At 73.9% G+C, this 26187-nt stretch carries 24 protein-coding genes and 1 tRNA gene; 11 read left to right on the plus strand and 14 right to left on the minus strand.

The window, feature by feature from the left end:
• The first annotated feature begins 95 nt into the window (after positions 1-95).
• From CUT83_RS01435 to CUT83_RS01445, 3 genes are all read left to right on the plus strand, one after another.
• Positions 96-1013, plus strand: a complete 918-nt coding sequence (locus tag CUT83_RS01435) for an ABC transporter ATP-binding protein (protein WP_101254027.1) — start codon at positions 96-98, stop codon at positions 1011-1013.
• A 58-nt stretch (positions 1014-1071) separates the two neighbouring features.
• Positions 1072-1791: an ABC transporter permease subunit gene (locus CUT83_RS01440; protein WP_101254028.1), complete on the plus strand. Its 720-nt coding sequence runs from the start codon at positions 1072-1074 to the stop codon at positions 1789-1791.
• A gap of 94 nt (positions 1792-1885) precedes the next feature.
• Positions 1886-2356, plus strand: a complete 471-nt coding sequence (locus CUT83_RS01445) for a MarR family winged helix-turn-helix transcriptional regulator (RefSeq protein ID WP_101254029.1) — start codon at positions 1886-1888, stop codon at positions 2354-2356.
• A 63-nt stretch (positions 2357-2419) separates the two neighbouring features.
• Here the strand turns inward: CUT83_RS01445 and CUT83_RS01450 are convergent, their stop codons facing one another.
• The 9 genes from CUT83_RS01450 to CUT83_RS01490 form a co-directional block, all read right to left on the minus strand.
• Positions 2420-3241: an HAD family hydrolase gene (locus CUT83_RS01450; protein WP_101254030.1), complete on the minus strand. Its 822-nt coding sequence runs from the start codon at positions 3239-3241 to the stop codon at positions 2420-2422.
• Positions 3238-4515, minus strand: coding sequence for a serine--tRNA ligase (gene serS / locus CUT83_RS01455; RefSeq protein WP_101254031.1), 1278 nt, complete (start codon positions 4513-4515; stop codon positions 3238-3240). Before serS ends, CUT83_RS01450 begins: the two co-directional genes overlap by 4 nt.
• Before the next feature lie 630 nt (positions 4516-5145).
• Positions 5146-6084 carry a prephenate dehydratase gene (gene pheA, locus CUT83_RS01460; protein WP_101254079.1) on the minus strand — a complete coding sequence of 313 codons (939 nt, stop codon included), beginning with the start codon at positions 6082-6084 and terminating at the stop codon, positions 5146-5148.
• 43 nt (positions 6085-6127) lie between these two features.
• Positions 6128-7438, minus strand: a complete 1311-nt coding sequence (gene efeB / locus CUT83_RS01465; RefSeq protein ID WP_101254032.1) for an iron uptake transporter deferrochelatase/peroxidase subunit — start codon at positions 7436-7438, stop codon at positions 6128-6130.
• Between the two features lie 74 nt (positions 7439-7512).
• On the minus strand, positions 7513-9552 hold the full coding sequence (locus CUT83_RS01470; RefSeq protein WP_101254033.1) for a copper resistance CopC/CopD family protein: 2040 nt from the start codon (positions 9550-9552) through the stop codon (positions 7513-7515).
• A 16-nt stretch (positions 9553-9568) separates the two neighbouring features.
• Positions 9569-10099, minus strand: a complete 531-nt coding sequence (locus CUT83_RS01475; protein ID WP_420882443.1) for a copper chaperone PCu(A)C — start codon at positions 10097-10099, stop codon at positions 9569-9571.
• The gene (locus CUT83_RS01480) at positions 10096-10791 is read right to left on the minus strand and encodes an SCO family protein (RefSeq protein WP_101254034.1); all 696 of its coding nucleotides are present in this window, start codon (positions 10789-10791) and stop codon (positions 10096-10098) included. The genes CUT83_RS01475 and CUT83_RS01480 overlap by 4 nt, the downstream gene beginning before the upstream one ends.
• Positions 10792-10918: 127 nt before the next feature.
• On the minus strand, positions 10919-11740 hold the full coding sequence (locus CUT83_RS01485) for a YcnI family copper-binding membrane protein (RefSeq protein WP_101254035.1): 822 nt from the start codon (positions 11738-11740) through the stop codon (positions 10919-10921).
• Positions 11741-11907: 167 nt separating this feature from the next.
• Positions 11908-12816 carry a hypothetical protein gene (locus tag CUT83_RS01490; RefSeq protein WP_101254036.1) on the minus strand — a complete coding sequence of 303 codons (909 nt, stop codon included), beginning with the start codon at positions 12814-12816 and terminating at the stop codon, positions 11908-11910.
• Between the two features lie 214 nt (positions 12817-13030).
• Here CUT83_RS01490 and CUT83_RS01495 point away from each other — a divergent pair, with 214 nt between their 5' ends.
• Positions 13031-13618: an ATP-binding protein gene (locus tag CUT83_RS01495; protein WP_101254037.1), complete on the plus strand. Its 588-nt coding sequence runs from the start codon at positions 13031-13033 to the stop codon at positions 13616-13618.
• A 67-nt stretch (positions 13619-13685) separates the two neighbouring features.
• Here CUT83_RS01495 and CUT83_RS01500 read toward each other — a convergent pair whose 3' ends face one another.
• Together CUT83_RS01500 and CUT83_RS01505 are read right to left on the minus strand one after the other, a co-directional pair.
• The gene (locus CUT83_RS01500; RefSeq protein WP_101254038.1) at positions 13686-15161 is read right to left on the minus strand and encodes an aminopeptidase P family protein; all 1476 of its coding nucleotides are present in this window, start codon (positions 15159-15161) and stop codon (positions 13686-13688) included.
• A gap of 145 nt (positions 15162-15306) precedes the next feature.
• Entirely contained in the window at positions 15307-16932 is a 1626-nt protein-coding gene (locus CUT83_RS01505) for a PP2C family protein-serine/threonine phosphatase (RefSeq protein WP_101254039.1), read from the minus strand.
• A 732-nt stretch (positions 16933-17664) separates the two neighbouring features.
• Here CUT83_RS01505 and CUT83_RS01510 point away from each other — a divergent pair.
• Both CUT83_RS01510 and CUT83_RS01515 read left to right on the plus strand, forming a co-directional pair.
• Positions 17665-18375, plus strand: coding sequence for a bifunctional DNA primase/polymerase (locus tag CUT83_RS01510; protein WP_101254040.1), 711 nt, complete (start codon positions 17665-17667; stop codon positions 18373-18375).
• Positions 18376-18543: 168 nt separating this feature from the next.
• Positions 18544-19296 carry a hypothetical protein gene (locus tag CUT83_RS01515; RefSeq protein WP_101254041.1) on the plus strand — a complete coding sequence of 251 codons (753 nt, stop codon included), beginning with the start codon at positions 18544-18546 and terminating at the stop codon, positions 19294-19296.
• Between the two features lie 236 nt (positions 19297-19532).
• Here CUT83_RS01515 and CUT83_RS01520 read toward each other — a convergent pair whose 3' ends face one another.
• From CUT83_RS01520 to CUT83_RS01530, 3 genes are all read right to left on the minus strand, one after another.
• Positions 19533-20501, minus strand: a complete 969-nt coding sequence (locus CUT83_RS01520) for a DUF5926 family protein (protein WP_101254042.1) — start codon at positions 20499-20501, stop codon at positions 19533-19535.
• Between the two features lie 102 nt (positions 20502-20603).
• On the minus strand, positions 20604-21173 hold the full coding sequence (locus tag CUT83_RS01525; protein WP_101254043.1) for an ATP-binding protein: 570 nt from the start codon (positions 21171-21173) through the stop codon (positions 20604-20606).
• A 219-nt stretch (positions 21174-21392) separates the two neighbouring features.
• Entirely contained in the window at positions 21393-22220 is an 828-nt protein-coding gene (locus tag CUT83_RS01530) for a glycerophosphodiester phosphodiesterase (RefSeq protein ID WP_101254044.1), read from the minus strand.
• Positions 22221-22588: 368 nt separating this feature from the next.
• Between CUT83_RS01530 and CUT83_RS01535 the strand changes: the two genes are divergently transcribed.
• From CUT83_RS01535 to CUT83_RS01555, 5 genes are all read left to right on the plus strand, one after another.
• A complete protein-coding gene (locus CUT83_RS01535; RefSeq protein ID WP_420882449.1) occupies positions 22589-24133 on the plus strand; it encodes a S1C family serine protease in 1545 nt (514 codons plus the stop codon).
• Positions 24134-24181: 48 nt separating this feature from the next.
• Positions 24182-24268 (plus strand) — tRNA-Ser (locus tag CUT83_RS01540).
• 206 nt (positions 24269-24474) lie between these two features.
• Entirely contained in the window at positions 24475-24936 is a 462-nt protein-coding gene (locus CUT83_RS01545; protein ID WP_101254046.1) for a hypothetical protein, read from the plus strand.
• A gap of 33 nt (positions 24937-24969) precedes the next feature.
• Complete coding sequence (locus tag CUT83_RS01550; protein ID WP_240958088.1) at positions 24970-25467, plus strand: hypothetical protein; 498 nt, start codon at positions 24970-24972, stop codon at positions 25465-25467.
• 220 nt (positions 25468-25687) lie between these two features.
• On the plus strand, positions 25688-26152 hold the full coding sequence (locus CUT83_RS01555) for a GNAT family N-acetyltransferase (RefSeq protein WP_173915000.1): 465 nt from the start codon (positions 25688-25690) through the stop codon (positions 26150-26152).
• The last annotated feature ends 35 nt before the right edge of the window (positions 26153-26187 follow it).

Below are 26187 nucleotides of genomic sequence, written 5' to 3' on the forward strand. Positions count from 1 at the left end.
CGGTCCGGACGGCAGCGGTCCGGACGGGGACGGACCCGACGCAGACGGACCCGACGGCGAAGCATCGGACGAGGAACGAGAAGGCGGCCTGACCCATGACCACCATCCGCATCGACCATGTGTCCCGCTGGTTCGGCAACGTGGTCGCCGTCAACGACGTGACCATGGACATCGGGCCGGGCGTCACCGGACTGCTCGGCCCCAACGGCGCGGGCAAGTCCACGCTGATCAACATGATGGGCGGCTTCCTGGCCCCCTCCACCGGGTCCGTCACCCTCGACGGCGCGGCGATCTGGCGCAACGAGCAGGTCTACCGGGAGATCGGCGTCGTCCCCGAGCGCGAGGCGATGTACGACTTCCTCACCGGCCGCGAGTTCGTGCTGGCCAACGCCGAGCTGCACGGTCTGCCCGATGCGGGCGAGGCCGCGCGACGGGCCCTGGCCACCGTGGAGATGGAGTACGCCCAGGACCGGAAGGTCTCCACCTACAGCAAGGGCATGCGGCAGCGCGTGAAGATGGCCTCCGCGCTCGTCCACGACCCGTCCGTGCTGCTGCTGGACGAGCCGTTCAACGGCATGGACCCGCGCCAGCGCATGCAGCTGATGGAACTGCTGCGGCGGATGGGAGCCGAGGGCCGCACGGTGCTGTTCTCCTCCCACATCCTGGAGGAGGTCGAGCAGCTCGCCTCCCACATCGAGGTGATCGTCGCGGGACGGCACGCGGCCTCCGGCGACTTCCGGCGCATCCGCCGGCTGATGACCGACCGCCCCCACCGCTATCTGGTGCGCTCCAGCGACGACCGCGCGCTGGCCGCCGCCCTGATCGCCGATCCCAGCACGGCGGGCATCGAACTCGACTGGTCCGAACGCGCCCTGCGCGTCCAGGCGATCGACTTCACGCGCTTCACCGAGCAGCTCCCGCGCATCGCCCGCGAGCACGGGATCCGGCTCCTCACGGTCTCGCCCTCGGACGAGTCCCTGGAGAGCGTCTTCTCCTACCTCGTCGCGGCCTGAGAACGACCGGGCCGCCGAGGACCCCGAGACCGTCTGAGAACCAAGGAGCCCCACACCGATGTACGACCCCACGGTCGCCCGGCTCACCTACCGGGCCCTGCTCGGCCGCCGCCGGGCGCTGATCCTGTTCGTCCTGCCCGCCGTACTGATCGCGATCTCCGTCGCGGTCCGCCTGCTGGTCGGCGCCGACGACACCGTCGCGGGCCAGGTGCTCGGCGGCTTCGCGCTGGCCACCATGGTCCCGCTGATCGGCGTGATCGCCGGGACCGGCGCGATCGGTCCGGAGATCGACGACGGCTCGATCGTCTATCTGCTGGCCAAGCCGCTGAAGCGGCCGACGATCATCCTCACCAAGCTGACCGTCGCCGTCGGCGTCACCATGGTGTTCTCCGCCGTCCCCATGCTGATCGCCGGGTTCGTCCTCAACGGCAACAGCCGGCAGATCGCCGTCGCCTACGCCGTCGCCGCGGTCGCCGCGTCCGTCGCCTACAGCGCGCTGTTCCTGCTGCTGGGCACGGTCAGCCGGCAGGCCGTCGTCTTCGGCCTGGTTTACGCGCTGATCTGGGAGGCGCTCATCGGCAGCCTCGTCCCCGGCGCACGGACCCTCAGCGTCCAGCAGTGGGCCCTGGCACTGGCCGAGAAGACCGCGCCGGGCGCGGGCATCGCCTCCGACGTCGGACTGCCGGTCGCCGCGGTGCTGCTGGCGGCGGTGACCGTCGCCGGCGCCTGGTACGCCGGACGGAAGCTGCGCACCCTCACCCTCGCCGGCGAGGAGTGACCGACCACCGCTCGCCGGATAACCGGCACCCGACACCGGGTATCGGACGTACGAGGCCGGAGGGCACCGCCCTTCGGCCTCGTACGCTGGAAACATGGGCACGACACGGTGGCTGGACGAGGAAGAGCAGCGGACCTGGCGGGCGTTCCTGGCCGCCACCCAGCGCGTACGCGAGGAACTGGACCGGCAGTTGCAGCGCGACGCCGGGATGCCGCTGGCCTACTACCAGATCCTGGCCATGCTCTCCGAGGCGCCCGATCGCACCCTCACCATGAGCCGGCTCGCCCGGACCACCCGCTCCTCCGCCAGCAGGCTCTCCCACGCGGTCGCCCGGCTGGAGGCCAAGGGGTGGGTCAGCCGGTGCCAGCACCCCGCCGACCACCGCACCACCCTGGCCACGCTGACCGACGAGGGACTGGCCGAACTGGAGACCGTCGCGCCCGGTCATGTGGAGCAGGTACGGCTCTCCCTGTTCGACAGCCTCACGCCCGAGCAGACCCGGTGCCTCCACGAGATCTGCCGGGCGGTGCTGGAGGGCACCGGCGAGGGCCCGCCGCCGGACTGACCCGGCACCGGTCCGGCACCGGTCCGGATCGGCCTCACACGCTTCCGCTCGCGGGGCGCCGGTTCACAGACCGGCGAGCAGCCGCTCCAGCACGACCGCGATGCCGTCCGCGTCGTTGGACTCGGTCACCTCGTCGGCCACCGCCAGCAGCTCCGGGTGGGCGTCGGCCATGGCGACGCCGTGGGCGGCCCAGGCGAACATGGGGATGTCGTTGGGCATGTCGCCGAAGGCGATCGTGGTGGTGGCCGAGCGGCCCAGACGGCGCGCGGCGATCGACAGGCCGCGGGCCTTGGACAGCCCCAGCGGCAGCAGTTCGACGACGCCCTCGCCCGCCATCACCACGCTCACCAGATCGCCCGCGATCCGCCGGGCGGCGTCGGCCAGCGCGTCGTCGTCCAGCCCGGGGCGCTGGATGTACAGCTTGTTCAGGGGCTCGGCCCACAGCTCGTCCGGATCGGTCCCGGTGACGGCGGGGAGCCTCTCGCCGACCGGCCGGTAGCCGGGACCGAGCAGCACCTCGCCGTCCAGCCCGTCCCGGGAGGCGGCCAGCGCCAGCGGGCCGGTCTCCGTCTCGATCTTCTCCACCGCCAGCCGGGCCTGTTGCCGGTCGAGCGTGACGGAGGTCAGCAGCCGGTGCTCGCCCGCGTGGTAGACCTGCGCGCCCTGCCCGCAGACGGCCAGGCCGTCGTAGCCCAGCTCGTCCAGGACGTGTCTGGTCCAGGGCACGGCGCGGCCGGTCACCACGATGTGCGCGGCGCCCGCCGCCGTGGCGGCGGCGAGCGCGTCGCGGGTGCGTGCCGAGACGGTGTCGTCGCTGCGCAGCAGCGTGCCGTCGAGGTCGGTGGCGACCAGCCGGAAGGGGAAGCCCGGCGCTGCGGTACTCACCGTGACACGGGCTCCAGCACCTCGCGCCCGCCCAGGTAGGGGCGGAGCATCTCGGGTACGCGGACCGACCCGTCGGCCCGCTGGTGGTTCTCCAGCAGGGCCACGATGGTGCGGGGGACCGCGCACAGTGTGCCGTTGAGGGTGGCCAGCGGGCGCACCTTCTTGTCCTGGCGCATCCGGATGGACAGCCTGCGGGCCTGGAACTCGTTGCAGTTCGACGCCGAGGTCAGCTCGCGGTACTTGCCCTGGGTGGGGATCCACGCCTCGCAGTCGAACTTCCGCGAGGCGGAGGCGCCCAGGTCGCCGGTGGCCACGTCGATCACCCGGAACGGCAGCTCCAGGCCGGTCAGCCACTGCTTCTCCCACTCCAGCAGCCGCCGGTGCTCCGCCTCGGACTCCTCGGGGGTCACGTAGGAGAACATCTCCACCTTGTCGAACTGGTGGACGCGGAAGATGCCGCGGGTGTCCTTGCCGTACGAGCCGGCCTCGCGGCGGAAGCAGGGGGAGAAGCCCGCGTAGCGCAGCGGGAGCTTGTCGGCCTCGACGATCTCGTCCATGTGGTAGCCGGCGAGCGGTACCTCGGAGGTGCCGACGAGGTAGTAGTCGTCCTTCTCCAGGTGGTAGACGTTCTCGGCGGCCTGGCCGAGGAAGCCGGTGCCCTCCATGGCGCGCGGCTTGACCAGCGCGGGGGTGAGCATCGGGATGAAGCCGGCCTCGGTGGCCTGTGCGATCGCGGCGTTGACCAGGGCCAGCTCCAGCAGGGCGCCGACGCCGGTGAGGTAGTAGAAGCGCGAGCCGGAGACCTTGGCGCCGCGCTCGACGTCGATCGCGCCGAGCGCCTGGCCGAGCTCCAGGTGGTCCTTCGGCTCGAAGCCCTCGGCGCCGAAGTCGCGCGGGGTGCCGTGCGTCTCGCGGACGGTGAAGTCGTCCTCGCCGCCGACGGGGACCTCGGGGTGGACGAGGTTGCCGAGCCGGCGGAGGAGCCGCTGCGCCTCGGCCTCGGCCTCGTCGCGCTCGGCGTCGGCGGCCTTGACCGCGGCGGACAGCTCGCCGGCGCGCCTGAGCAGTTCGGCCTTCTCCTCGCCGGCGGCCTTCGGGATCAGCTTGCCGAGCTGCCTCTGCTCGGCGCGCAGTTCGTCGAAGCGGACGCCGGACGACCTGCGCCGCTCGTCGGCGGAGAGCAGGGCGTCGACGAGGCCGACGTCCTCTCCACGGGCGCGCTGGGAGGCGCGCACACGGTCTGGGTCCTCACGGAGCAGGCGAAGGTCAATCACGCCGTCAGGGTACCGGGGGCGTGCGGTCCGCTCGACCCGATATGGCGGTACGTGGCGTTATGCGGCTTTTGTCGTTCGTGGCGGAACGAGGGAAAGGGGCCGTCAAGGAAATTCCCGCTGTCACCGCACAGAGGGGCGTGCGAGTACGGAGGTGGACGAAAGGGGTGGCGGCGCGAAGGCATGCGCAAAGGCGCGCGGGGGAGGCGTGTACGAGGCGGTGCGCGCGAGGCCGGGCGGGGCTCGACGGGGGTTCGACGGGGGTTCGACCGGGGCTCGACCGGGCCTCGACCGGGGAGAGCGGCGATTGTTATCCACAACCCCGGGGGATACCGCCGAGTTTTCCACAGGGGGTATGGAAATCCTGTGGAAGACGAAGGGGGGCGCGCGTGCGGGATTCGCGCGCGCCCATCGATTCCCTCCTCACGCATCTCCTACACGCCTTTTCGGACGGAAATGCCACCCTCTCGGGTGTCGATCAATCGAATTGAGTGGATGCGGAGTCTCTGGGGGGTTGTGAACAAAGAAGGGGGATTAAGGGCTTTTGTCCGGAATGACCGCTTGGCCGTTCCGTGTTGTACACAGGACACCCACCGCTCCTGTGGATAACCTCCGGGGAGCGCCGCACACCCCTCAGGCGCGGCCGTCGACGCAGCGCGCCAGCCAGTCCGCCGCCTCCGCGAACTCGTCGTCCGTCGTCCCCCGACGCAGCGGTGTGGTCTGCGACGGCTCCACGCCCGCCCGCGGATACGACCCCAGGAAGCGCACCTTCGGGCAGATCCGCCGCAGCCCCATCAGCGCCTCGCCCACCCGCCGGTCGGAGATGTGCCCCTCGGCGTCCACCGAGAAGCAGTACCGGCCGATGCCCTCACCCGTCGGCCGCGACTCGATCCGCACCAGGTTCACGCCCCGCACCGCGAACTCCTGGAGCAGCTCCAGCAGCGCGCCCGGGTGGTCGTCGCCGAGCCACAGCACCACCGAGGTCTTGTCCGCGCCCGTCCGCGCCGCGGGCCGCCCCGGCCGGCCGACCAGCACGAAGCGCGTGGCGGCGTTCTCCGCGTCGTGGATGCCGGTCACCAGCGGCTCCAGACCGTACGTCGCCGCCGCGAACTCGCCCGCGAACGCCGCGTCGTACCGGCCCTCCCGCACCAGCCGGGCGCCGTCCGCGTTGGAGGCCGCCGACTCCCACTGGGCGTCCGGCAGATGCTCCGCCAGCCAGCGGCGCACCTGCGGCTGGGCCACCGGGTGCCCGGTCACCGTCTTGACCGCCTCCAGCGCGGTGCCCGGCCGCACCAGCAGCGCGAAGGCGATCGGCAGCAGCACCTCACGGTAGATCATCAGCGGCCGGCCGGTGGCCAGCTCGTCCAGGGTCGCGGTGACCCCGCCCTCGACCGAGTTCTCGATCGGCACCAGGGAGCCGCCCGCCTCCCCGTTGCGCACGGCGTCCAGCGCGGCGGGCACCGACACCATCGGCACCAGCTCGCGCGTGGCCGCCTCCGGGAGGGTGCGGAGCGCGGCCTCGGTGAAGGTGCCCTCGGGGCCCAGATAGGTGTAGCGGCTCGCGGGTGACATGCCGTCCACAGTAGTCCGGCCGGGGGACGGGCAGCCCGCGGTCTCAGCCTTCGAGCAGGCGCTGGCCGACGTACTCGCCCTCGCGCGCGCCGCCCGGCACCGCGAACAGCGCGCTCGCCTCGTGCCGGATGAAGCGGGACAGGGCGTCCCCCCGGTCGAGCTTGCGCTGCACGGGCACGAAGCCCCGCATCGGGTCCGCCTGCCAGGCGACGAACAGCAGTCCGGCGTCCGGCGACCCGTCGTCGCGGAAGCCGTCGTGGTAGGAGAAGGAGCGCCGCAGCATCGCCGCGCCGCCGTTGGACGCGGGCGCCGTCACCCGTACGTGTGCGTCGGCGGCGATGGCCAGGTCGCCGTCCGGGCCCCGCTTGTCCAGGTCCACCGGGGTGGTCTCGGAGCCGCCCGACAGCGGGGCGCCGTCGGACTTGCGGCGGCCCATCACCTTCTCCTGCCCGGCGAGCGGGACGCGCTCCCAGTCGTCCAGCAGCATCCGGATCCGCCGCACCACCGCGTACGAGCCGCCCGCCATCCACTCCGGATCGCCGCCGGCGGGCACGAAGACGCGCTGCCGGAAGTCCTCGTCCGCCTCCTTCGGGTTGTTGGTGCCGTCGATCTGGCCCATCAGGTTGCGGGCGGTACGGGGGGAGGCGGTGGCGCCCGGGGAGCGGTTGAAGCCGTTCATCTGCCAGCGCACCCGGGCGGTGCCGTCCGCCTCTCGCTGGAGGGCGCGCAGCGCGTGGAAGGCGACCAGGGCGTCGTCGGCGCCGATCTGTACCCACAGGTCGCCGCCGGAGCGCCTGGCGTCCAGCTCGTCGGCCGAGAACGGGGGCAGCGGCGCGAGGGCGGACGGGCGGCGCGCGGCCAGGCCCGTGCGGTCGAAGAAGGTGCGGCCGAAACCGAAGGTGACGGTGAGGGAGGACGGTCCGGCGTCCAGGGCGATGCCGGTGTCGTGCAGCCGGGCGGCGGGCGTCTCGCCCGCCATCAGCGCCTCGGCCGTCCGCGTCCAGCGGCGCAGCAGCGCGGCCGCCTCCTTCCGCCCGGCGCCCGGCGCCAGGTCGAGGGCGAGGAGATGCCCGTGCGCCTGCGCGGGCTCGGTGATGCCCGGCTGGCGGTCGCCGCGGAAGGGGACGCGGCTGCTGCCGACCGTGGACAGGGCGGTGGGCGGCTCGGTGGCGGCGGCCGTGCCCAGGGCGCCGCCCGCCGCGCCGAGCGCCAGCCCGGCGGCGCCGGCCGCGCCCGCGGCGCCGAGCAGACGGCGGCGGGAGGGGCCGGGGCGGGGGTCGGTGGACTGCTCGGTGCCGGTGCCGGTGCCGGTGCTGCTGCTTTTGCCGGTGCCGTTGTCGGGGTGGTGTGTCATCGCTGCCCAGTCTCGGTTCTCGGGTGGTGCTCGGTGTCTCGGGCGGTACGGGGGCGGGTGGTGGCGGGCGTCGGTCAGTCGAGCTCGAAGGCCTTCCGCTCGGTCACCTGGTCGATGTCGGAGGTCCGCACGGTCACGGCGGCCTCCCAGGTGCCCGGCAGGGGGAGCTGGAGCCCGGAGGCGGACCAGCGGCCCTCGCCGGTCCGCTCCAGGGCGACGGTCAGCGGGCCGACGTCCCGGGCGGGAAGGGTGAAGGCAACCTTGACCTCGGGCGCGTCCAGGGGCTCGCCGCCGGTGGTGGTGGTGCGCACCAGCAGGGAGTTGCCACCGCTCCTGCCCGGGGCCAGCAGGAGCTGGGCCCGGCCGGCGCCGCCCGGGCCGCCGGTGTCGAAGGGGATGGTGAGTACCAGCGGCCCGCAGCGGTCGGAGCCGGCCCCGCCCTGCTCCTGCTCCTGCCCCTGCTCGGCGGCGGTGCCGGACGCCGCGCCGGACGCCGCGTCGGACGCCACGGCGGTACGGGCGGGCTCGGCCGCGGTGAGCAGGGTCGTCACGGCCAGGACGGCCGCCGCGACGGCCGCCTCGGCGAGCACCGAGCGCCGCAGCCCGGCGCGTGCCGGGTCGGCGTCGCGCTCCCGCCTGCGGCGCGCGGCCTCGACCGCGGCGCGCTGGCGGGCGAGCTGCGCGGCGCGCTCGGGGGTGACGTCCGGGCCCGGTTCGGGGACGGACACCGGTTCGGGGACGGGTTCGGGCTCCGGCTCCGGCTCGGGCTCGGGGGCCGGCTCCCCGGGTGCGTCCACCAGCCGGGCGGTGTGACGGCGGGAGAGCCGGGCGGCCACGAGCAGCAGCGCCACCAGCGCGACCTTGACCAGCAGCAGCCTTCCGTACGAGGTGGAGGTCACCGCCTCCCAGCTGCCCACCTGCCGCCAGGACTGGTAGAGGCCGGTCGCGGCGAGGACGGCCACGCAGCCGAGCGCGGTCCGCGAGAAGCGGCGCACCGCCTCCCCGCCCACCGCGGGCCCCCACCGCAGCGCGGTGAGCAGCGCCGCCAGACCGCCCAGCCAGACGGCGACGGCGAGCAGGTGGACGATGTCGGCCGGTACCGCCACGGCGGTCCGGGGGCCGGTCGAGGCGTGCCCGGCCGCGGCCCAGGTGGCGGCGAGCCCCACGGCGACGACCGCGCCGCCCACCGGCAGCCCGACGACCGGGCCCCGACGGCCGCGCCGGTCGCTGCGGTCGCCCCCGGCCCGCTCCCCGCCGCTTCGCCGGGCGTACGCCCCGAACAGCAGTGAGACGAACAGCCCCGCCGCCGCGAGCAGCAGCAGCCGGGACACCAGCGCCGTACCCGTCCGGGTCTCCAGCACGGTGCGCAGCGCGCCCGTGTCGAGCATGTCGCCCGGCCCGCCCGCGCCGGTGTACGGGACGCGCAGCAGCAGTGCCGCGACGGTGCCGGCGGTCAGCGTGACCCAGCCGCCCACCACCAGGCGCCGCACCGCCCGCGCCCGGGCGGCGGCGGGCAGGCAGCCGAGGACGAGGGCCGCCCCGCCGACGAGCAGCACGAAGCCGGTGTAGGCGGCGTAGCGGGCGATGTCGTGGAGCACGCCGACCGCGCCGCCGCCCGGCTCCTCCTCCGGCACGGCGGCGGAGGTCTGAGAGGGGGCGCCGACGGAGAAGGTGAAGGCGCCGGAGATGGGATGGCTGTCGGCCGAGACCGCCTTCCAGACGACGGTGTAGGTGCCCTCGGGCAGCCCGTCGCGCAGCCCGGTGCCGTGGCGTACCTCGCCGCCCGCGGAGAGGTCCCGCACCCGGCCGGTGTCCACCCGCCCGCCGTCGGGCGCGAGGACGCGGATGGCGTCGTCCGCCAGGGACACGCTCTCGGAGAAGGTGAGCGTCACCTGTCGGGGAGCTTCGTCCACCACCGCTCCCCGCGCCGGGTCGCTGCCGGTCAGCGTGGCGTGCGCGGCGGCCGGTGCGGCGCCGCCGAGCAGCAGCGCCGCCAGCGCACCGAGCACACCGAGCACACCGAGCAGGCCGGACAGCCCGTGCGGGCCGTCCGGGCCGGCTCGGCCGGGCCGGACGGCCGGCCGCGGCAGGGCGCGGGGAGCGGTGGTGGTCATGACGGGGGTACCTGCCTCACTGTTCGGAGTGCCCGGTGTGCCCGGAGGTGTCGGGGACGTGGTTGACGGCCTCGACCGGGACCTCGACGGTGATCGGGTCGGACTTCTCGAAGCGCAGCTCCACCGAGACCTTCTCGCCCTCGGCGGGCTTGTGCTCCAGATCCATGAACATCAGGTGGTTGCCGCCCCGGCTGAGCTCCAGAGTGCCGTTGGCGGGCACGGTCAGGGAGTCCACCCGCCGCATCCGCCCGCCGGTGGTCTCGTGGATCTGCACGTCGTCGGAGATGTCGCTGGCGGCCGAGACGAGCCGGTCGGCGGTGTCGCCGTCGTTGCGGACGACCAGGAAGCCGCCCGCCCGGTCGGCGGTGACCGGCTCGGGCACATAGGCGCCCTCCACGGTCAGCTCCGGGCCCGGGGAGCCGCCGCAGGCGGCGGTGCCCGCGGTCAGCAGCGCGGCGGCCAGGGCGAGCCCGAGGGACCGGCGGACGGGGCGGTTGCCCGGGCGGGTTCGGGGGGTTCGGTGGGTTGGGTGGTTCCGGCGGTTCACGGCAGCTTCCCCTGGGCGAGTGCGGGCAGGTCCTTCTCGTAGGTCTCGACGGGCACGTCCTCGGTGTAGAGGACGTGCGCCCGGTCGTCCTTCGGCAGGAAGGCCAGGACCTGGGTGCCGTGGGAGGAGACGATGTCGCCGTTCTCGTCCTCCACCGGCGGTTCCAGGGCGATGCCCAGGGAGCGTGCGCCGGCCTGGATCTTCTCGAAGTCGCCGGTGAGCCCGATGAAGTCGGGGTCCTGGGCGCGCAGCCACTCGCCGAGCGACTCGGGGGTGTCGCGCTCGGGGTCGGAGGTGACGAAGACGACCCGCAGCTTCTTCTGCTCGGCCTCGGGCAGCTCGGACTTGGCGACGGCGATGTTGCTCATCGTCAGGGGGCACACGTCGGGGCAGTGGGTGTAGCCGAAGTAGATCAGGGTCGGGTGGCCCTCGGTCTCCTCGACCAGGTCGTAGGTCTCGCCGTCGGTGTCGGTGAGGACCAGCCCCGGCTTGTCGAACGGGTTGTCCAGGACGACCCCCTGCTTGGGGCCGGTTCCCGTGTCGGCGGAGGCCGGGGCGTTGCCGGTGCTGCCGGTGCCGCCGTCGCCGGAGGCGCCGCAGGCGGCGGTGCCCGTGGTCAGCAGCGCGGCGGCCAGGGCGAGCCCGAGGGCGCGGCGGGTGCGCCGGGGGTGGCGGCGCGGAGTGCGGTGCATGAGGGTTCTTTCCTTCTCGCGGTGGGGCTTGTGGTGGTGCTTGCGGTGGGGCTTGCGGTGGTGGGCGGCGGCCGCGGACCCGGAGGGGCCGCCGGTGCGGGCGGGCCCCTTCGGGCGCGGCCGGGCGTCAGGAGGTGCGGCGGCGTCCGGCCAGGACGCCGAAGGCGACGCCGGCGGCTCCGACGGCGATGCCGGTGACGGCGAGGACGCGGGCGGTGGTGTCGGAGGCGTCCGCCGCGCCGCCCGCCTCGCCCTGGGCGGTGGTCTCGGTGGTGGTCCCGTCGGCGGCACGGTCGGTGCGGGCCTCGTCGCCGGCGTCCGCGTCACCGCCGTGGCCGCCATCGGCGGGCGGGACGAGGTCCAGCACGGGCGCCGGGTGCTCCGGCTCCTCGCCTCCCTCCCCCTCGGCGGGCGGCTCCTCGATCCAGCGCACGACCTCGTCGCTGTCGTACGTCTGGACGGCCTTGAGGACGAGCCGGTCGGTGTCCTCGGGGAGCTTCCCGACGGAGACGGGGAACTGCTGGAAGGTGCCCGGCTCGATGCCGCCGCCGGTCTCCGTCCAGGTGATCTTGGAGGGGACCTCGGTGAGTTTGCGTCCGTGGGCCTCCACGGGCTCGGCCGGCTCGGTCTTCGTCACCTTCACCTCCCAGCCCGGCACCGGCTGGGGCATCACCGAGGAGAGCGGGTGGTCGGTGGGGAAGGTGAGCTCCACCTTGACGGTGGAGGCGTCGTCCCGCTCGTTGGGGACCTTGAGGTCGATCGTCGTGTAGCCGCCCTGCTCGGCCTCGCCGGGGTCGACGGAGATGTGGGCGGCGGCCGGGCCGGCCGTGGCGAGGGCCAGGACGGCCGTGACGGCGCCGGCCGCGGCGAGACGGCGGAAGGACGGCACGGCGGACGGCTCGGTGGACGGCGCGGTGGACGGCTCGGTGACCGGTGTCTGGGACTGCATGCTGAAGGACACTCCTCGTCAGGCATGGGGGCGCTCTCCGGCCGCGACCGCACTTGGGTCGGGGAGGCGCGCCGCGCCTCCCGGCCGGACGAGCCCGGGCATGGTGCGCGGCGGCAGGCGCACCCCACCCGTGCTCGTAAGAGCGGGGGAGCGGGAGAGCGTGCGCTTCAGGCCGCGAGGGTCAGATCCCGCGCGGCGGGCGGCCCGCGCCTGACCACCGAGTGCGACGGCAGCAGGGAGGCGGGCGGCACCGGACCGCCGGCCGCGTCCGCGCGCGGGGCGCGCACCGGCACGGCGTCCTCGGGCAGCAGCCCGCGCAGCAGGGCGCGTACGCAGCGCAGCGCGGTGCGCAGGGCGCGTACGAGCAGCCCGCAGAGTCCGCCGGTGAACCCGTGGAGCCCGTCGAGCCCGTCGGCGAAGTGGGCCGACAGCCCCACCAGCCGCCACAGCGCGGCGTCGCCGCGGCGCAGCAGCCAGCCCATGGCGAGCGCGGCCAGCAGATGGCCGAGCAGCATGGGTGCGGAGAGCAGCGACAGGGCGGAGTGCACGGCGTACCGCAGGCAGTCGGCCGCGCCGCCGATCACCGTGTCGGTCGCCGTGCCGGCCACCGTGTCGGCGGCGCCCGCGGCGGCGTTGCCGCCGGGGAGGGCGCCGGAGAGCCCGGCGTCGGCGACGATGCGGCGGGCCTCGGTCTCGCTCAGGGCGGCGGTGGCCCGGTCGTTGCACAGCAGCCGACCGGCCAGCGCGATCACCCCGCCCTCGCCCCGGTCGGAGTCGGCAGGGGCCGGGCCGGCCGGGGCGGTGTGCCCGGCCTGGCCGCAGGAGAAGAGGAAGTGCAGAGCGATCTGCCCCAGGGCCAGCAGCGCCGCGATGCCCGGCAGCGAGCGCTCGCGCCCGGCCAGCGGTACGGCGGTGGCGAGCACGGCCGCGAAGCCGGCCAGGAGCGCCCACACCGGCAGGGCCTGCCCGGCGGCGAACACGTGACCGGCCGCGGACAGCGTGACGCAGACCGCGGCGAACACCGCGGCCCGCAGCAGTCGCAGGTCGGCGGCGGCACGCGCGACGGGGGCTCTCATGGCCGGGCCATCATCTCATCACCCGTTCGGCCGCGACACGGGGCACCCTCCCAACGCGGTTGACAACCGGACGAGGGGATCACCTCGTACATTTTCCGTACATTGCAGAACTCATCGGGTCCGCCGAATGAGGGGTAGCGCGCCGCCGCCGTGCTTACCGCCGCCGCCCCGGGCAATACGTAGCGTATGTCGAGCCGCAGCCAGGAGGCTGAGCATGAGCATCTGGTGGTCTCTCCACTTGCGGCGTGAGGCTGCGAGCGTCCCGCTCGCCCGGCGGCTCCTGCTCGGGGCCATGGAGACGGCGGGGGTGGATCCCGACGTCTCCTACGACCTGTCGATCGCGCTCTCGGAGGCCTGTGCGAACGCGGTCGAGCACGGCGGCCCCGGGGGTACGGGGCCGGCGGGCGCCGGGGAGTACCACGTGACGGCGTACATCGATGACGACATGTGCCGCATCGAGGTGACCGATCACGGGCCGGGTTTCGTGGACGGGTACCGCAGCGCGCCCCGCGCCGCGACCGCCGGCACGGTCACCGACACCGTCGGCACGAACAGTCCGGCGGACCTCGATACGGCGACCGCCTTCGGGCCCCTGTTCGCCAGGAGCGCGGGCCCGGCCCGCGACGGGGTCCGCGAGGAGGCGCGCGACGGGGTCCACACCGACGAGCACGGCCGGGGCCTGTTCCTGATCGAGGCCCTCGCCGACCACGTCGACTTCCGCAACCGTCCGGGGGACGGCGCCATGGTCTGCTTCGACAAGCTCCTCAAGTGGCGGAAGGACTCGCTGCTGAGGGCGTCCTGAGCGCGGGCCCGGCCGATTCCGCGGCCGGGCCCCCGCTCTGTTCCGTGCCCTGCCCCGTGGCAGGACGTCAGCCCCGCAGGCCCGCCATCCAAGCCTCGACCTCGTCCGAGCGACGCGGCAGCGCGGCGGAGAGGTTCCGGTTGCCGTCCTCGGTGACGAGGATGTCGTCCTCGATGCGCACGCCGATGCCCCGGTACTCCTCGGGCACCGTCAGGTCGTCCGGCTGGAAGTACAGGCCCGGCTCCACCGTCAGGCACATGCCCGGCTCCAGCGTGCCCTCGGCGTAGGCCTCGCGGCGCGCCGCGGCGCAGTCGTGGACGTCCATGCCGAGCATGTGGCCGGTGCCGTGCAGCGTCCAGCGGCGCTGGAGGCCCAGCTCCAGGACCCGCTCGACCGGGCCCTCCACCAGGCCCCACTCCACCAGCCGCTCCGCCAGCACGCGCTGCGCGGCGTGGTGGAAGTCCAGGTACTTCGCGCCCGGCTTCACCGCCGCGATGCCCGCCTCCTGCGCGTCGTACACGGCGTCGTAGATCTTCCGCTGGAGGTCGGTGAAGCGGCCGTCGACGGGCATGGTGCGGGTGACGTCGGCGGTGTAGAGGGTGTGGGTCTCCACACCGGCGTCCAGCAGCAGCAGGTCCCCGGAGCGGACGGGGCCGTCGTTGCGCACCCAGTGCAGGGTGGTCGCGTGCGGCCCGGAGGCGCAGATCGAGCCGTAGCCGATGTCGTTGCCCTCCACGCGGGCGCGCAGGAAGAAGGTGCCCTCGATGTAGCGCTCGGAGGTGGCCTGCGCCTTGTCGAGCACGCGGACGACGTCCTCGAAGCCGCGCACGGTGGAGTCGACGGCCTTCTGCAGCTCGCCGATCTCGAAGTCGTCCTTGACCAGGCGCATCTCGGAGAGGAAGACCCGCAGCGCCTCGTCGCGCTCGGCGGTGGTCTTGTCGGCGAGGGCGGCCTCGACGCCCGCGTCGTGGCCGCGCACCACGCGCATGTCGCCGGACGCCTCGCGCAGCGCCTCGGCCACGGTGCGCACGTCCCGGCAGGGCATGCCGTAGAGTTTCTCGGCCTCGGTGAGGCTGTTGCGGCGGCCCACCCACAGCTCGCCCTGGCCGTCCAGCCAGAACTCGCCGTTGCCGCGGTCGGAGCGGGGCAGCAGGTACAGGACGCCGTCGTGGCCGCCGTCCGCCCTCGGCTCCATGACCAGGACGCCGTCCTCGGTCTGGTTGCCGGTGAGGTAGGCGTACTCGACGGAGGAGCGGAAGGCGTACTCGGTGTCGTTCGAGCGGGTCTTGAGGTTGCCCGCGGGGATCACCAGGCGCTCGCCGGGGAAGCGGGCGGAGAGCCGCGCGCGCCGCTCGGCGGTGTGCGATACCTGCGGGACGGGGGCGAGGTCGCGCAGCTCGGTGTCGGCCCAGCCGGACTTCATGTTCTCGGCGAGCTCGTCGGAGACGCCCGGGTACAGGCCGTTCTTCCGCTGCTTGATGGGCTCCTCCGAGGTGGGTTCGCCCTGCTCCTCCGGGGTCTCCGGCGTCTGCTGGTCAGCCACGTCGCTGCCTCCTCCTGCTGGTGGTGTGGGCCGGGTGCGGGCCGACTCCCATCGTAGGTCCGCCCCGATCGGGGCGGCCCGGGCCTGTGGACAGAGCACGCGAGGGCCTGCGGGCGAGGCCTGGGGCGAGGCCTGCGGACGGGGCTCAGAAGCGGGCGGCCAGCAGCACGATGTCCTCGGAGTCCTCGGAGTCCTCGGAGTCCTCGGAGTCCTCGGAGTCCTCGGAGTCCCCGGAGTCCCCGGAGTCCCCGGAGTCCTTGGAGTCCCCGGCGGCGGCCCCGTCTCCGGTACCGCCCGCACCGTCCCGGCCGCCGGGCAGCACCGAGCGCAGCAGATGGTCCAGCAGCGCGTCGGGGTCGGCGCGTACGGCCGGGGCGGCGGCGACGGCCGCGGCCCGGAGCCGGGCGAAGGCGCGTTCCAGCGGTTCGCCGGTGCGGTGCAGCAGGCCGTCGCTGTAGAGCAGGAGCGTTTCCCCGGGCGTGAGTTCCACCTCGACGCTGGGCGCCTCCCAGCAGGCGAGCATGCCCAGCGGCGCGGAGAGCGCGGTCTCGACGACCTCGGTGCGCTCCGGACCGACGATCAGCGGCGGGCAGTGCCCGGCCCCGGCCAGCACGATCCTGGTGCCCGCCTGCGGACCGCCCTCGGCCTGCGGCGTCCGCTCGGCGTACCCGAACAGCGCGGTCGCCGACCGGGCCGGCTCGGTCAGCCGCATCAGCAGCTCCAGGTCGGACAGGACCGCGACCGGGTCCTCGCCCTCCATCACCGCGTACGCCCGCATCGAGGCCCGCAGCCGCCCCATCGCGGCCAGTGCGTCCGGGCCGGATCCGGTGACCCCGCCCACGCTCAGCCCCAGCGCCCCCTCGGGCAGTGGCAGTACGTCGTACCAGTCGCCGCCGCCGCGCGGGCCGGTGTGGTGCCGTACCGCCAGCCGCACCCCCGGTACCCGCGGCAGCCGGGTGGGCAGCAGCCCCTCGCGCACGGTGTCCACGGTGGAGCGGGCGCGGGCGAGGTCCACCTGGCGGGCGATGTGCTCGGCGGCGTGCCGCACGTACAGGCCGAGCAGATGGCGCTGGCGCTCGGTGGGCCGCGCGGGCTCGTCGTACAGCCAGACGGCGGCGCCCAGCCGTCCGGTGCTCCGCGCGGTCAGGGGGACGGCGTGGCTGGCGGCGTAGCCGAGGCGGGCGGCGACCTCGCGGTGGCGCGGGTCGAGGTCCTCGTCCCGGGCGATGTGGGGGTGGGTGATCTCCCGGAGGCCGCCGGGGCCCGTGCCCTCACCCGCGCCGCAGTCCCCGCCCCCTCCGTCCCCGGCACCGGCCTCGGGGAGCCCGTCGAGGAGGCGCGCGTGGGAGGCCGAGTCGCGAGGGAGGGTCTCGATGTGGCCGAGGTCCGCCGCTCCCAGGCCGAGTCCGACGGTGGTGTCGGGGCCGAGCCCGTCGGCCGGCTCCAGGGCGATCAGTCCGCGCCGGGCGCCCACCAGGGCGGCTCCGGCGCGCAGCGCCTCGTGCACCGCGCTCTCCAGGGTGTCGGTGCGCACCAGCCGTTCGGTGAGGTCGTGGAGGGTGGTGAGGTCGGAGATCCACCCGGCGAGGCGGTCCTGGACGGCCGCGAGCCGCTCGACGGGACGTGCGAGGGCGGGGTCGTCGACGGCCGGGGGCCGGGGGGAGGGGGCGGGCTGCCGGTGGGGCGCGGCCGCCGCGGGCGGAACAGTGTGCTGGGGAAGGGGCGGTGGCGATTCGATTCCGGCCAGTTTCGGCGGCTGCCGGGCGCTCATGGGCGGCTGCCCTCAGTGCGGGCCAGCGTCGTCAATAGCATCGCAAACCCCCATGTCGTGCTGCTCCGCTATCAATGTCTTCAGGTGTACACGCCCTGATAACGGGTGTCCAGCATCGCCCCGGCAGGCCGCGGATGTCCCCCGCCGACCGGTTTCCGGTCCGGGTCCGAGCGCTGCTCCCGGAGCATCCGGAGGCGTCGCGGGGGTGGCCACGAGCTTGGCCGAAAACGTACCCTGTGCCGGGCGGTGCGCGGTCGACTGGCTCCCGGTACGGCGGCGCGTCATCACGATTGACGTGGGTACACGGTTATCCACGGCACGAAGGACTGGGCGGGTGAGCGGCGACCGGGTTCCGGCGGAACCCGGCGACGGGCCCGTGCGTCCCACGCAGTGGGAACGAGGCGCGCCCTCGTACGCGCCGAGAGGACCGGAGCACGGCAGGCGGAGGACCGCCGGACGGTACGGCGGTACGGGCGAGCACGAGCGGCGTCCGGCGTGTGCCGGCACGCCGCGTTCCGCGCCCGGTTCACGAACGCCCCGGCCACGGCCGCGGAGAACAGCACGGTGACGCACTGTCCGGGGGGCCCGGGCGCGGTCACACGAGATCCACAGGTGTAACAGGTGTGAGGGACCGGAAGACCGTGATCGGCCTTCTGGTCCTGCTGAGTCCTTGTCAGTGTGCTTGTCGACGTTTTTGTCGATCCATGGCGTTACGGAAAGGAACGAGCGCTGATGCGCGAGATCCTCGGAAGGCGACGCATGACCCGCTGGGCGCTGCGCGACGCGGCGCTCGTGTGCGCGACACGGTGGGGGTGGCCCGTGCTGCCCGGTGTGGCGCCGCGGGAGTCCAGGCGCCTGACCGCACGCCAGTCGGGGCAGCCTCGGGGGCGCTGCTCCTGTCCCCGGCCCGACTGCGTGGTGCCCGGCGCGCACCCCTTCGACCCCGAACTGCCGGCGGCCACCACCGACGAGCGCATGGTGCGCTGGTGGTGGACCAACCGGCCCGACGCGCCGATCCTGCTGGCCACCGGCGGCCGCGCCCCCTGTGCGCTGAGCCTCCCGGCGGCCGCGGGGGCCCGGGCGCTGGAGGAGTTCGACCGGCTCGGGCTGCGCACCGGCCCGGTGATCGCGAGCCCGACCCGCTGCATGCTGCTGGTGGCGCCGTACGACCTGGAGGAGCTGGGCGAGCTGCTCCACGCCCAGGACTGGGTGCCCAGCTCGCTGCGGTTCCACGGCGACGGCGGCTATGTGGCCCTGCCGCCGTCACGCACCGGCGCGGGGCAGCTGCGCTGGGAGCGGCCGCCGGCCGCGCTGGGCGTCGGCGCTCGCGGCACCCTGCGCGGGGGCGGTGTGCCGTGGCTGCCGAGGATGGAGCCGCTGGTGGACGTGCTGGTGCGGGCGAGCGCGGCCGTCCCGGACACGGGCAGCCGGCTGGCGTACTGACCGGCTGACCGGCCGGGCCCCGCGGGTCCGCCCCGCTCACTCGTACGGGTGGTGGTGCGCCGGGGTTGGAGGGAAACAGGCGGTCTGTCCGCCGGGACGCCTTCTTCGTCCCGGTATGTTCGGGCCGCCGAAGAGTCCTTTCCCTCCAGCGAGTTGCAGGTGGATCCCATGTACGAGCCGCGGCAGCGCGCCTCCGGCCTCCGTGTGACCGCGCTCGCGGCCGGGGTCGCCCTCGCGGCGCTCCTGCCGCTCACCGCCGCGACCGCCGGGCCGGACGAGCGGCGGACCGGCGAGGGGCGTACGGCCGTCCCCGCCGCCGACGCCACTGATGCAGCCGATGCCACCGACCCTGTCACCGGCTCCGCGCCCGAACGCTCTCCGCTTCCCCTCCCGCACGGGCTCCTCCCCTCCGAACCGACCGAGCCCTCCGAACCGTCCGAGCCGTCCACGCCGCCCGGAACATCCGGCGCGGACCTGCCGGAGACCTCGGCCTTCTGCGGCTCCTGGGCCACCTCCCCGCGAGGGGTGCGGGCGCAGACCTGCGTCCTGAGGCGGGACGGCGCCGTCTGGGGGCGGATGTACCACCGGAACTCTACGGGCGAGGCGCTGCACGGCGCCCTGAGTCTGCTCGGCCCCGGCGGCCAGGCGGTCGGCGTCCCCTGCGAACTGCCCGCCGGCGGCCGGGAGGGAGTGTGCGACACCCCGCACCGGCGCGTGGAGGGAAACCCTCCGGACGGCGGGCCGTACACGGCGGTGGCGGAGGTCGCGGCACCGGACGGGGAGGGGCTGCTGCTGCGTTCCGGCAGCGAAACCGGTGGTGAAACCGGCAGCGAAACCGGGGGCGCCGGCGAAGCCGTGGAGGGCGGAGACGGCAAAGGCGGCAAGGAAGGCGCCCGGTCCGTCGACTCACCCTGGGAATAGGGGAGTTGAGGACCGCCCACCCGCACCGAACTCGTATGCGGGAAGTGCGGGCATGAAAAGACCCGGTCGCTGGCGACGGGGGATGCACCAGCGACCGGGCTGCAAGAACCGTAACAAGTAACGGCCCGTTCGCAAATTCCACCGACGTCTTCCGGCCGCCTGTCTACCTGCGAGTACGTCCCGCTGTGACGGGAATCACTTGCCTTTTTCTTCTCTCATCAGCCGGAATTCGTCTGTCAGTTGAGAGTGATCTGGCGATTTGTGAATCCACTGCGCGCCCGTCGCTCCTCCGCGGTGAGCGGATCGGTGGACTCCAGCGCCTCGGCGAGCCGTTCCGCGAAGGCCGCGGCCGGCTTCTCGCACTCCTGCGCGCCCATCGCGCTCGGCAGGTCCCACACCGGGACCATCAGACCGTGCGCCCGGAAGGAGCCGACCAGCCGTGTGCCCTCGCCCAGCGACGACGACCCCGCCGCGTGCAGCCGGGCGAGCGCGTCCAGCAGCCGCTCCTCCGGGTGCGGCATGACCCAGCGCAGGTGGTTCTTCTCCGGGGTCTCGCACCAGTAGGCGGCCTCCACCCCCTCCAGCCGGGCGGTCGGCAGGGCGGCGGAGTTGGCGCGCTCCAGCGAGGCGGCGACCTCCGGGCTCTGGTTGCCGGCGTCCTCCACCCAGAACTCGAAGCCGCTGTGCACCTCGGGCACGAAGGGCGCGTCGAGGTCCAGCAGGTCCTGCAGACGCGGGGCGTCGGCGGGGATGCGCTCGGCGGCCACCGGGCTGCCCGGCTTCGCCGTCAGGGCCCGCCGCAGAACGTCGGCCAGATCGCGGCTGAGGTCGCCGGAGGGGGTGTCGTTCTGCACGCCCAGCAGCACGGCACCGTCCGTGCGGCGCAGCGCGGGCCAGGCCATCGGCAGGACGGTGGCCAGCGTCACCGAGGGGACGTCCCCCGGCAGCTCCTCCCTCAGCTTCAGCGGCACCGTCGCGGCGGGCACCAGCTCGCGCAGCGCCACCCAGTCGCACTCCCCGGGCAGTCCCTCGAACGGGCGACGCACCAGCTCGGTCACCGCCTGCGCGGCGGCACGCCCGTGGCAGGCCTTGTAGCGGCGGCCGGATCCGCAGGGGCAGGGCTCGCGGGCGCCGACGACGGGGATCTCACCGTCGGCGAGCTGCGGCTTGGCGGCCTTGGTCTGGGGGCGGCGCTTCTTGGCCATGGGGTGGGGTCTCCCGGTCGTTAAGGACGCTGTCGGCGCGAGCCTAGCCCTTGGCGCCCAGGCGGCACGCGTACGCGGGGGAGACCACCCGGAACGACTGCCTCAGAGGTCCTCCAGGCCCTCCAGCTCCGACAGGTCGAAGCGCATCGAGGAGGAGAAGGCGTCGTCCTCCGACGGCGCCACCACTGCCCACACCGTCACCCCGCCGTGACCGTGGCCGTGCCCATGACCCGGGCCGTGCCCATGACCGTGACCCTGCCCATGACCCGGGCCGTGCCCGCGCCCGCCGCGGTCCTCGCGCACACCCCAGTCGCTGGCGAGCGAGGTGATGATCGACAGCCCTCTGCCGCCGCGCGCCGTCACCGACGGATTGGACGGCCGGGGTCTGGTCGGGCCCCCGCCGTCGGTGACGGAGACGCTCACCCCGCCGTCGGCGGTGCGGCCCCAGGCCGCGCGCACGCAGTCGCTCACGCCGATCGGTCTGGCGTGCCGGTACGCGTTGCTGAGAAGTTCGGAAAGAATGAGAACCGCGTCGTCCACGACGGCTTCGGGCGTACCGGAGCCGAGAAGCTCCTCGCGCATCCTGCGCCTCGCCGCACCCACGCCCGCGGGACCGTGGGGTACGGCCATCGTCGACGACGTCGGCGCCTCCTGTGCAACCACCAACGCCACCCCCGAGACCTCCTTGTTCGCCCCACGCCACGTGATGGATGCCCTTTCGTCCGACGGCGGAAACCGCCCGACCCGGTACCGTGACGCAGCCCTCACCGCCCGTTCACCACCGGTGGCCCCGAGTGCGCCGTAGTGCGCGGGCCGCCCCGCCCACGGCCCCCGCTCGGCACCCGCCCGGCTCCACCTCGGCCCCCGACCCGTCCCGGCTCCCGACCCGTCTCAGTCCCGGGACATCTCCTCCAGCTGGGCCAGCACGTGCCGGGGCCGGTTGGTGATGATGGCGTCCACGCCGAGCAGCGCGCACAGCTCCACGTCGGCCGGGTCGTCCACCGTCCACACGTGCACCCGGTGGCCCTCCCGGTGCGCCCACGCCACGTACTCGGGGTGGTTGCGCAGGATCCGGATGCTCGGCCCGGCGATCCCCACGCCCGGCGGCAGCCTCCCGTCGCGGTGGCGCGGCAGCAGGAACTGCATCAGGTAGACGGTGGGGATCCACGGCGCCGCGGCCCGTATCCGGTGCAGGGAGCGCGCGGAGAAGCTCATCACGCGCACGGGAATGGCCGGATCGTGACGGGCCAGCACCCGCAGCAGCTCCTCCTCCACCTGCCCCGCCCAGCGGGTGGGGTGCTTGGTCTCGACGGCCAGCTCCACCCGGCGCCCCGCGGAGGCCTGCTCCTCCACCAGGCGCAGCAGCCGCTCCAGGGTGAGGACGGAGGTGTGCTCGCGGCTCTCGGTCTCGGGCGACTCCTCGTCACCGAGCCGCCCCTTCCAGGAGCCGAAGTCCAGTTCGGCCAGCTCGGCCAGCTCCAGCGAGGAGACGGCGCCGCGGCCGTTGGAGGTACGGTTGACGCGGCGGTCGTGGACGCACACCAGGTGCCCGTCGGCGGTGAGCCGCACATCGCACTCCAGCGCGTCGGCGCCGTCCTCGACGGCTCTGCGGTACGCGGCCAGGGTGTGTTCGGGGGCGTCCTCGGAGGCCCCGCGGTGGGCGACGACTGAGATGGGGCGCCGGGATCCGGGCGACCCCTGGGGCTGGTCAGGGCTCACCGCGTTATGGTGCCACCCCGCCCCGTGCGCGGCGGCCCGGGCGTCCGTTCGGACGGGTGCGCTTACGCCAGTCTGACGTGCGGTGGGAGAAGCTTGACGCCATACACCTGAATACGCGCGCCGCCTCCGGGAAGACGCGCGACTGTCGTGTACCTGAGGAGAGAGCTGTGAGCACCGAGAACGAGGGCGCCGCCGGCGAGCACGCGGCCGGCGCCCCCGTGCCGCACCCGCCGGCCGACCGGTCCGCCGCGAACGACGCCGCCGCGCCCAGGACACCGACCGACAGCCCGCCGGAGGACTACGACCTCCAGGCCCCCGCGCCCGCCCCCGCCCCGGAGGCGGCGCCGAGGGACGAGTCGACGACCCTCCTGCGGAAGATCGAGCCGGAGGGCCCCGAGCCGTCGTCCCAGCCCGGCCACCAGCCCCCCGCCCAGCCCGCGCCCCCCGCCGCACAGGGCCCCGCCGAGCAGGGGCACGCCGCACAGGGGCAGGCGCAGGGCCACCCGGCCCCGCAGCCCCCGCCGGCCCCGCAGGGCCACCACACCCCGCAGGACCCTGCCGCCGCGCAGCAGCCCCCCGCCGCGCAGCAGCCCCCCGCCGCACAGCAGCCCCCCGCCGCGTACGCCTCCCCCGCCCCCCACTCCTCCGCCGGGCAGTGGGGCGCACCGGGTGGCGGCTACGACGCCTACGGCACCCCGCAACCCGCCCCGGGAGCCCCCGGCGCACCCGGCACCCCCGGTGGCGGCCCGGCCTCCCCCTGGGGTGCGCCGCTCGCCTCCCCGCCGCCCCCGGAGGGCCAGAAGAAGAAGCGCGGCTTCGGCGGCCTGATCGCCGCCGTCGCGGCGGCGGCCCTCCTCGCGGGCGGCGTCGGCACGGGCGTCGGCTTCTGGGCCGCCGACCGCGCGGACCGCGGCTCGACGACCATCTCCGCCGACGGCGGCCTCGAACAGGTCGACCGCGCCCCCGACTCCGTCGCCGGCATCGCGGCCAAGGCCCTGCCCAGCGTCGTGACGATCCAGGCCGAGGGCGGCGGCGAGAGCGGCACCGGCACCGGCTTCGTCTACGACCAGCAGGGCCACATCATGACCAACAACCACGTGGTGGCCAGCGCGGCCGACGGCGGCGAGCTGACCGCCACCTTCTCCGACGGCCGCGAGTACGACGCCGAGGTCGTCGGCCTGGCCCAGGGCTACGACGTGGCGGTCATCAAGCTGAAGAACGCCGGCGACGCCAAGCTCACCCCGCTGCCGCTCGGCAACTCCGACAAGGTCCAGGTCGGTGACGCCACCATCGCCATCGGCGCCCCGTACGGCCTGTCCGGCACGGTCACCACCGGCATCATCAGCGCCAAGAACCGCCCCGTGGCCTCCAGCGACGGCCAGGGCTCCAAGGCCTCCTACATGAGCGCCCTCCAGACCGACGCCTCCATCAACCCCGGCAACTCCGGCGGCCCGCTGCTCAACGCCAAGGGCGCGGTCATCGGCATCAACTCCGCCATCCAGTCGGCCGGCGGCGGCCTCGGCCAGGGCGCACCCGGCAGCATCGGCCTCGGCTTCGCCATCCCGATCAACCAGGCCCAGCGTGTGGGCAAGGCCCTGATCGAGACCGGCGAGCCCGTCTACCCGGTCATCGGCGTCCAGGTCGACCTCCGCGCCCAGGGCAACGGCGCCCGCATCATCGAGGACACCGACGACGGCAGCGACCCCATCACCCCGGGCGGCCCGGCCGACAAGGCGGGCCTGAAGCCGGGCGACGTGATCACCAGGCTCGACGGTGTCCCGATCGACAGCGGCCCCACCCTGATCAGCGAGATCTGGGCCCACGAGCCGGGCGAGAAGATCTCGATCACCTACATGCGTGGCGGCAAGCAGAACAAGGCCGAACTGACCCTGGGTTCCCGCGAGGGCGACTGACGAACCGGCTAGGCTGTCCCCCACGCCGTACCGCACGGCGCGGCGTGGGGAGGCTTGCCCGAGCGGCCTAAGGGAACGGTCTTGAAAACCGTCGTGGTGGCGACACCACCGTGGGTTCAAATCCCACAGCCTCCGCACCTCACAACGGCCCCCGACCAGCGCATGCGGCCGGGGGCCGTCGCCATGCCGACCACCCGCCGGCGACAGTCCTTCCCGCTCGGTGGGGCACGGCTTGTCGGCTCGACAGCAACGGAGTAGCACCGGATGCCTCTGTGCGCAGCGCCAACCAACGCTGAGCATGTTGGAGTGGCAGTCGAATGCGGGATGGGTGCTGATTCGCGGTGAGCGTTGCAGGTGACGGGAGAGATCGCTTCGCCGCTGTCGTTGCCTGGGCGCTCCTCGGCGTTGTTCTCCTGGCCTTCACGGCGTTCCTCGGGGTGAGGGCCGCCGTCGGGTTCGGCATCCTCGGCGAAGGCGGACACATCGTCGCCTCGCGGTGCGTCGAGCAGGGCGGAGGCAGGGCCGGCCCGGACGTCGAATGCGAGGGAACGCTCGTCAACGGTGACGAGAAGACGAGTGGTCAGCTGGTCAAGGTGCGCTTGTTCTCCGCGGAAGAGGGCGACACCATCCCCGTCCACCGCGCTCCCTGGGGAACCTATGAGGCGCTGGACGACAGCCTCTTCGCCAAGGCCGGGCAAGGCGTGTTTCTCGCGCTGCTCACGGCCGCCGCCGTCGGCTGCTTCGTACGCGCCTGGTCTTTCGTGCGCCGAACAGCACGAGAGCCGGTGAGGCGGGTGGAGTGACTTCGGGTTGGAGCTGCCGTGCATGCTGTGTCTATGACAAGGGGGCGAAGACGCGACATCGCTGTCTACGGGATGTTCACCCTGCTGGGCACCGCGGCGGTGGCATGGACTGTGATCACCGGGCTCGTGCAGCTGGACCTGCTGGGGAACGCTGTCCAGGTTCGGCTCACAGAGTGCCACCAGGAGGGCGGAGGGCGTGCAGGGAGCCACTCCGTGTGCAGCGGCCCGCAGGTTGGCAGCGAGACGCGCACAGTGGAGATCCGGTACGAAGGCCGCCCGGGAGAGGTCGTTCGTGCCGCGCAGAAGCCGTGGGGCAGCTATGTGCCGGTGGAGACAGGCTTCGTCGCGTGGGGCATCTGGGTGCTGGCGCCTGTTGTCTGTCTCATGGGGACAGTCGCCGCCGGTGCGCTCACCGGCAGAGAGATACGCCGAGTACGGCAGCGGTTCAGCGGGCACGGCCGATCCTCTGGGGCACGCAGCGGGCACGGCGACGATGACGACGGCTCCTCGGGGGCGGTCGCACCCGTCTGACCCGTGCGGGAACGATCAGCCCGCCTGATCGGCGAAGGTCCTGGAAACCGTCGTGGTGACGGCACCACCGTCGGTTCGAATCCCACAGCCTCTGCACTTCACAACGGCCCCCGACCAGCCCACACGACCGGGGGCCGTCGCCATCCCCGTCGCCCGCCACAGCGGGCCGGGGGCCGTTGGCGTTCCGGGAGTGTCAGTGGCCGGCGGCAGACTCGTCGGCATGGGTGACCAGGTGCGCTTGAGAGACGTCGAACCGGCCGATCTGGAGGAGTTCTTCACGCAGGAGCACGATCCCGAGGCCGTGCGGCGGTCGAAGTTCCCGCCCCGGGAGCGGGAGGCCTTCATGACCCACTGGGAGACGAGGGTCCTCGGCGATCCCACCGTCCTCGTGCAGGCCGTCACCGTCGACGGGGAACTGGCGGGCAACGTGGTGGCTTGGTGGGACGAGGGGCGGCGCTTCATCGGGTACTGGCTCGGCAGACGGTACTGGGGCCGGGGCGTCGGCACGCGGGCACTGGCACTGTTCCTGGAGCGGGAGAAGGCCCGTCCCCTGTACGCCGATCCCTTCGCCGGGAACACCGGCTCGGTGCGACTGCTGGAGAAGCACGGCTTCTGGCGCACCGAGACGGTCCGGTACGGCGAGCACGAGCACGTCGTGCTGGTGCTCGACAATGACCCGGCCTGAGCCCACCATTCATCCCGGTTCTTCCCGTCCGCCCC

The organism is Streptomyces barkulensis (assembly GCF_002843305.1).
GTDB lineage: Bacteria > Actinomycetota > Actinomycetes > Streptomycetales > Streptomycetaceae > Streptomyces > Streptomyces barkulensis.

Bases quoted from the DNA above. Each gene is read 5' to 3' on its own strand.
- CUT83_RS01515 (WP_101254041.1), top strand. From the start codon at position 18,544: ATGTACGAGCCGCGGCAGCGCGCCTCCGGCCTCCGTGTGACCGCGCTC.
- CUT83_RS01505 (WP_101254039.1), bottom strand. From the start codon at position 16,932: ATGAGCGCCCGGCAGCCGCCGAAACTGGCCGGAATCGAATCGCCACCG.
- CUT83_RS01440 (WP_101254028.1), top strand. From the start codon at position 1,072: ATGTACGACCCCACGGTCGCCCGGCTCACCTACCGGGCCCTGCTCGGC.
- CUT83_RS01550 (WP_240958088.1), top strand. From the start codon at position 24,970: ATGACAAGGGGGCGAAGACGCGACATCGCTGTCTACGGGATGTTCACC.
- CUT83_RS01480 (WP_101254034.1), bottom strand. From the start codon at position 10,791: ATGCACCGCACTCCGCGCCGCCACCCCCGGCGCACCCGCCGCGCCCTC.
- efeB (WP_101254032.1), bottom strand. From the start codon at position 7,438: ATGACACACCACCCCGACAACGGCACCGGCAAAAGCAGCAGCACCGGC.
- pheA (WP_101254079.1), bottom strand. From the start codon at position 6,084: ATGTCACCCGCGAGCCGCTACACCTATCTGGGCCCCGAGGGCACCTTC.
- CUT83_RS01485 (WP_101254035.1), bottom strand. From the start codon at position 11,740: ATGCAGTCCCAGACACCGGTCACCGAGCCGTCCACCGCGCCGTCCACC.
- CUT83_RS01435 (WP_101254027.1), top strand. From the start codon at position 96: ATGACCACCATCCGCATCGACCATGTGTCCCGCTGGTTCGGCAACGTG.
- CUT83_RS01510 (WP_101254040.1), top strand. From the start codon at position 17,665: ATGCGCGAGATCCTCGGAAGGCGACGCATGACCCGCTGGGCGCTGCGC.
- CUT83_RS01520 (WP_101254042.1), bottom strand. From the start codon at position 20,501: ATGGCCAAGAAGCGCCGCCCCCAGACCAAGGCCGCCAAGCCGCAGCTC.
- CUT83_RS01470 (WP_101254033.1), bottom strand. From the start codon at position 9,552: ATGACCACCACCGCTCCCCGCGCCCTGCCGCGGCCGGCCGTCCGGCCC.
- CUT83_RS01445 (WP_101254029.1), top strand. From the start codon at position 1,886: ATGGGCACGACACGGTGGCTGGACGAGGAAGAGCAGCGGACCTGGCGG.
- CUT83_RS01495 (WP_101254037.1), top strand. From the start codon at position 13,031: ATGAGCATCTGGTGGTCTCTCCACTTGCGGCGTGAGGCTGCGAGCGTC.
- CUT83_RS01490 (WP_101254036.1), bottom strand. From the start codon at position 12,816: ATGAGAGCCCCCGTCGCGCGTGCCGCCGCCGACCTGCGACTGCTGCGG.
- CUT83_RS01555 (WP_173915000.1), top strand. From the start codon at position 25,688: ATGGGTGACCAGGTGCGCTTGAGAGACGTCGAACCGGCCGATCTGGAG.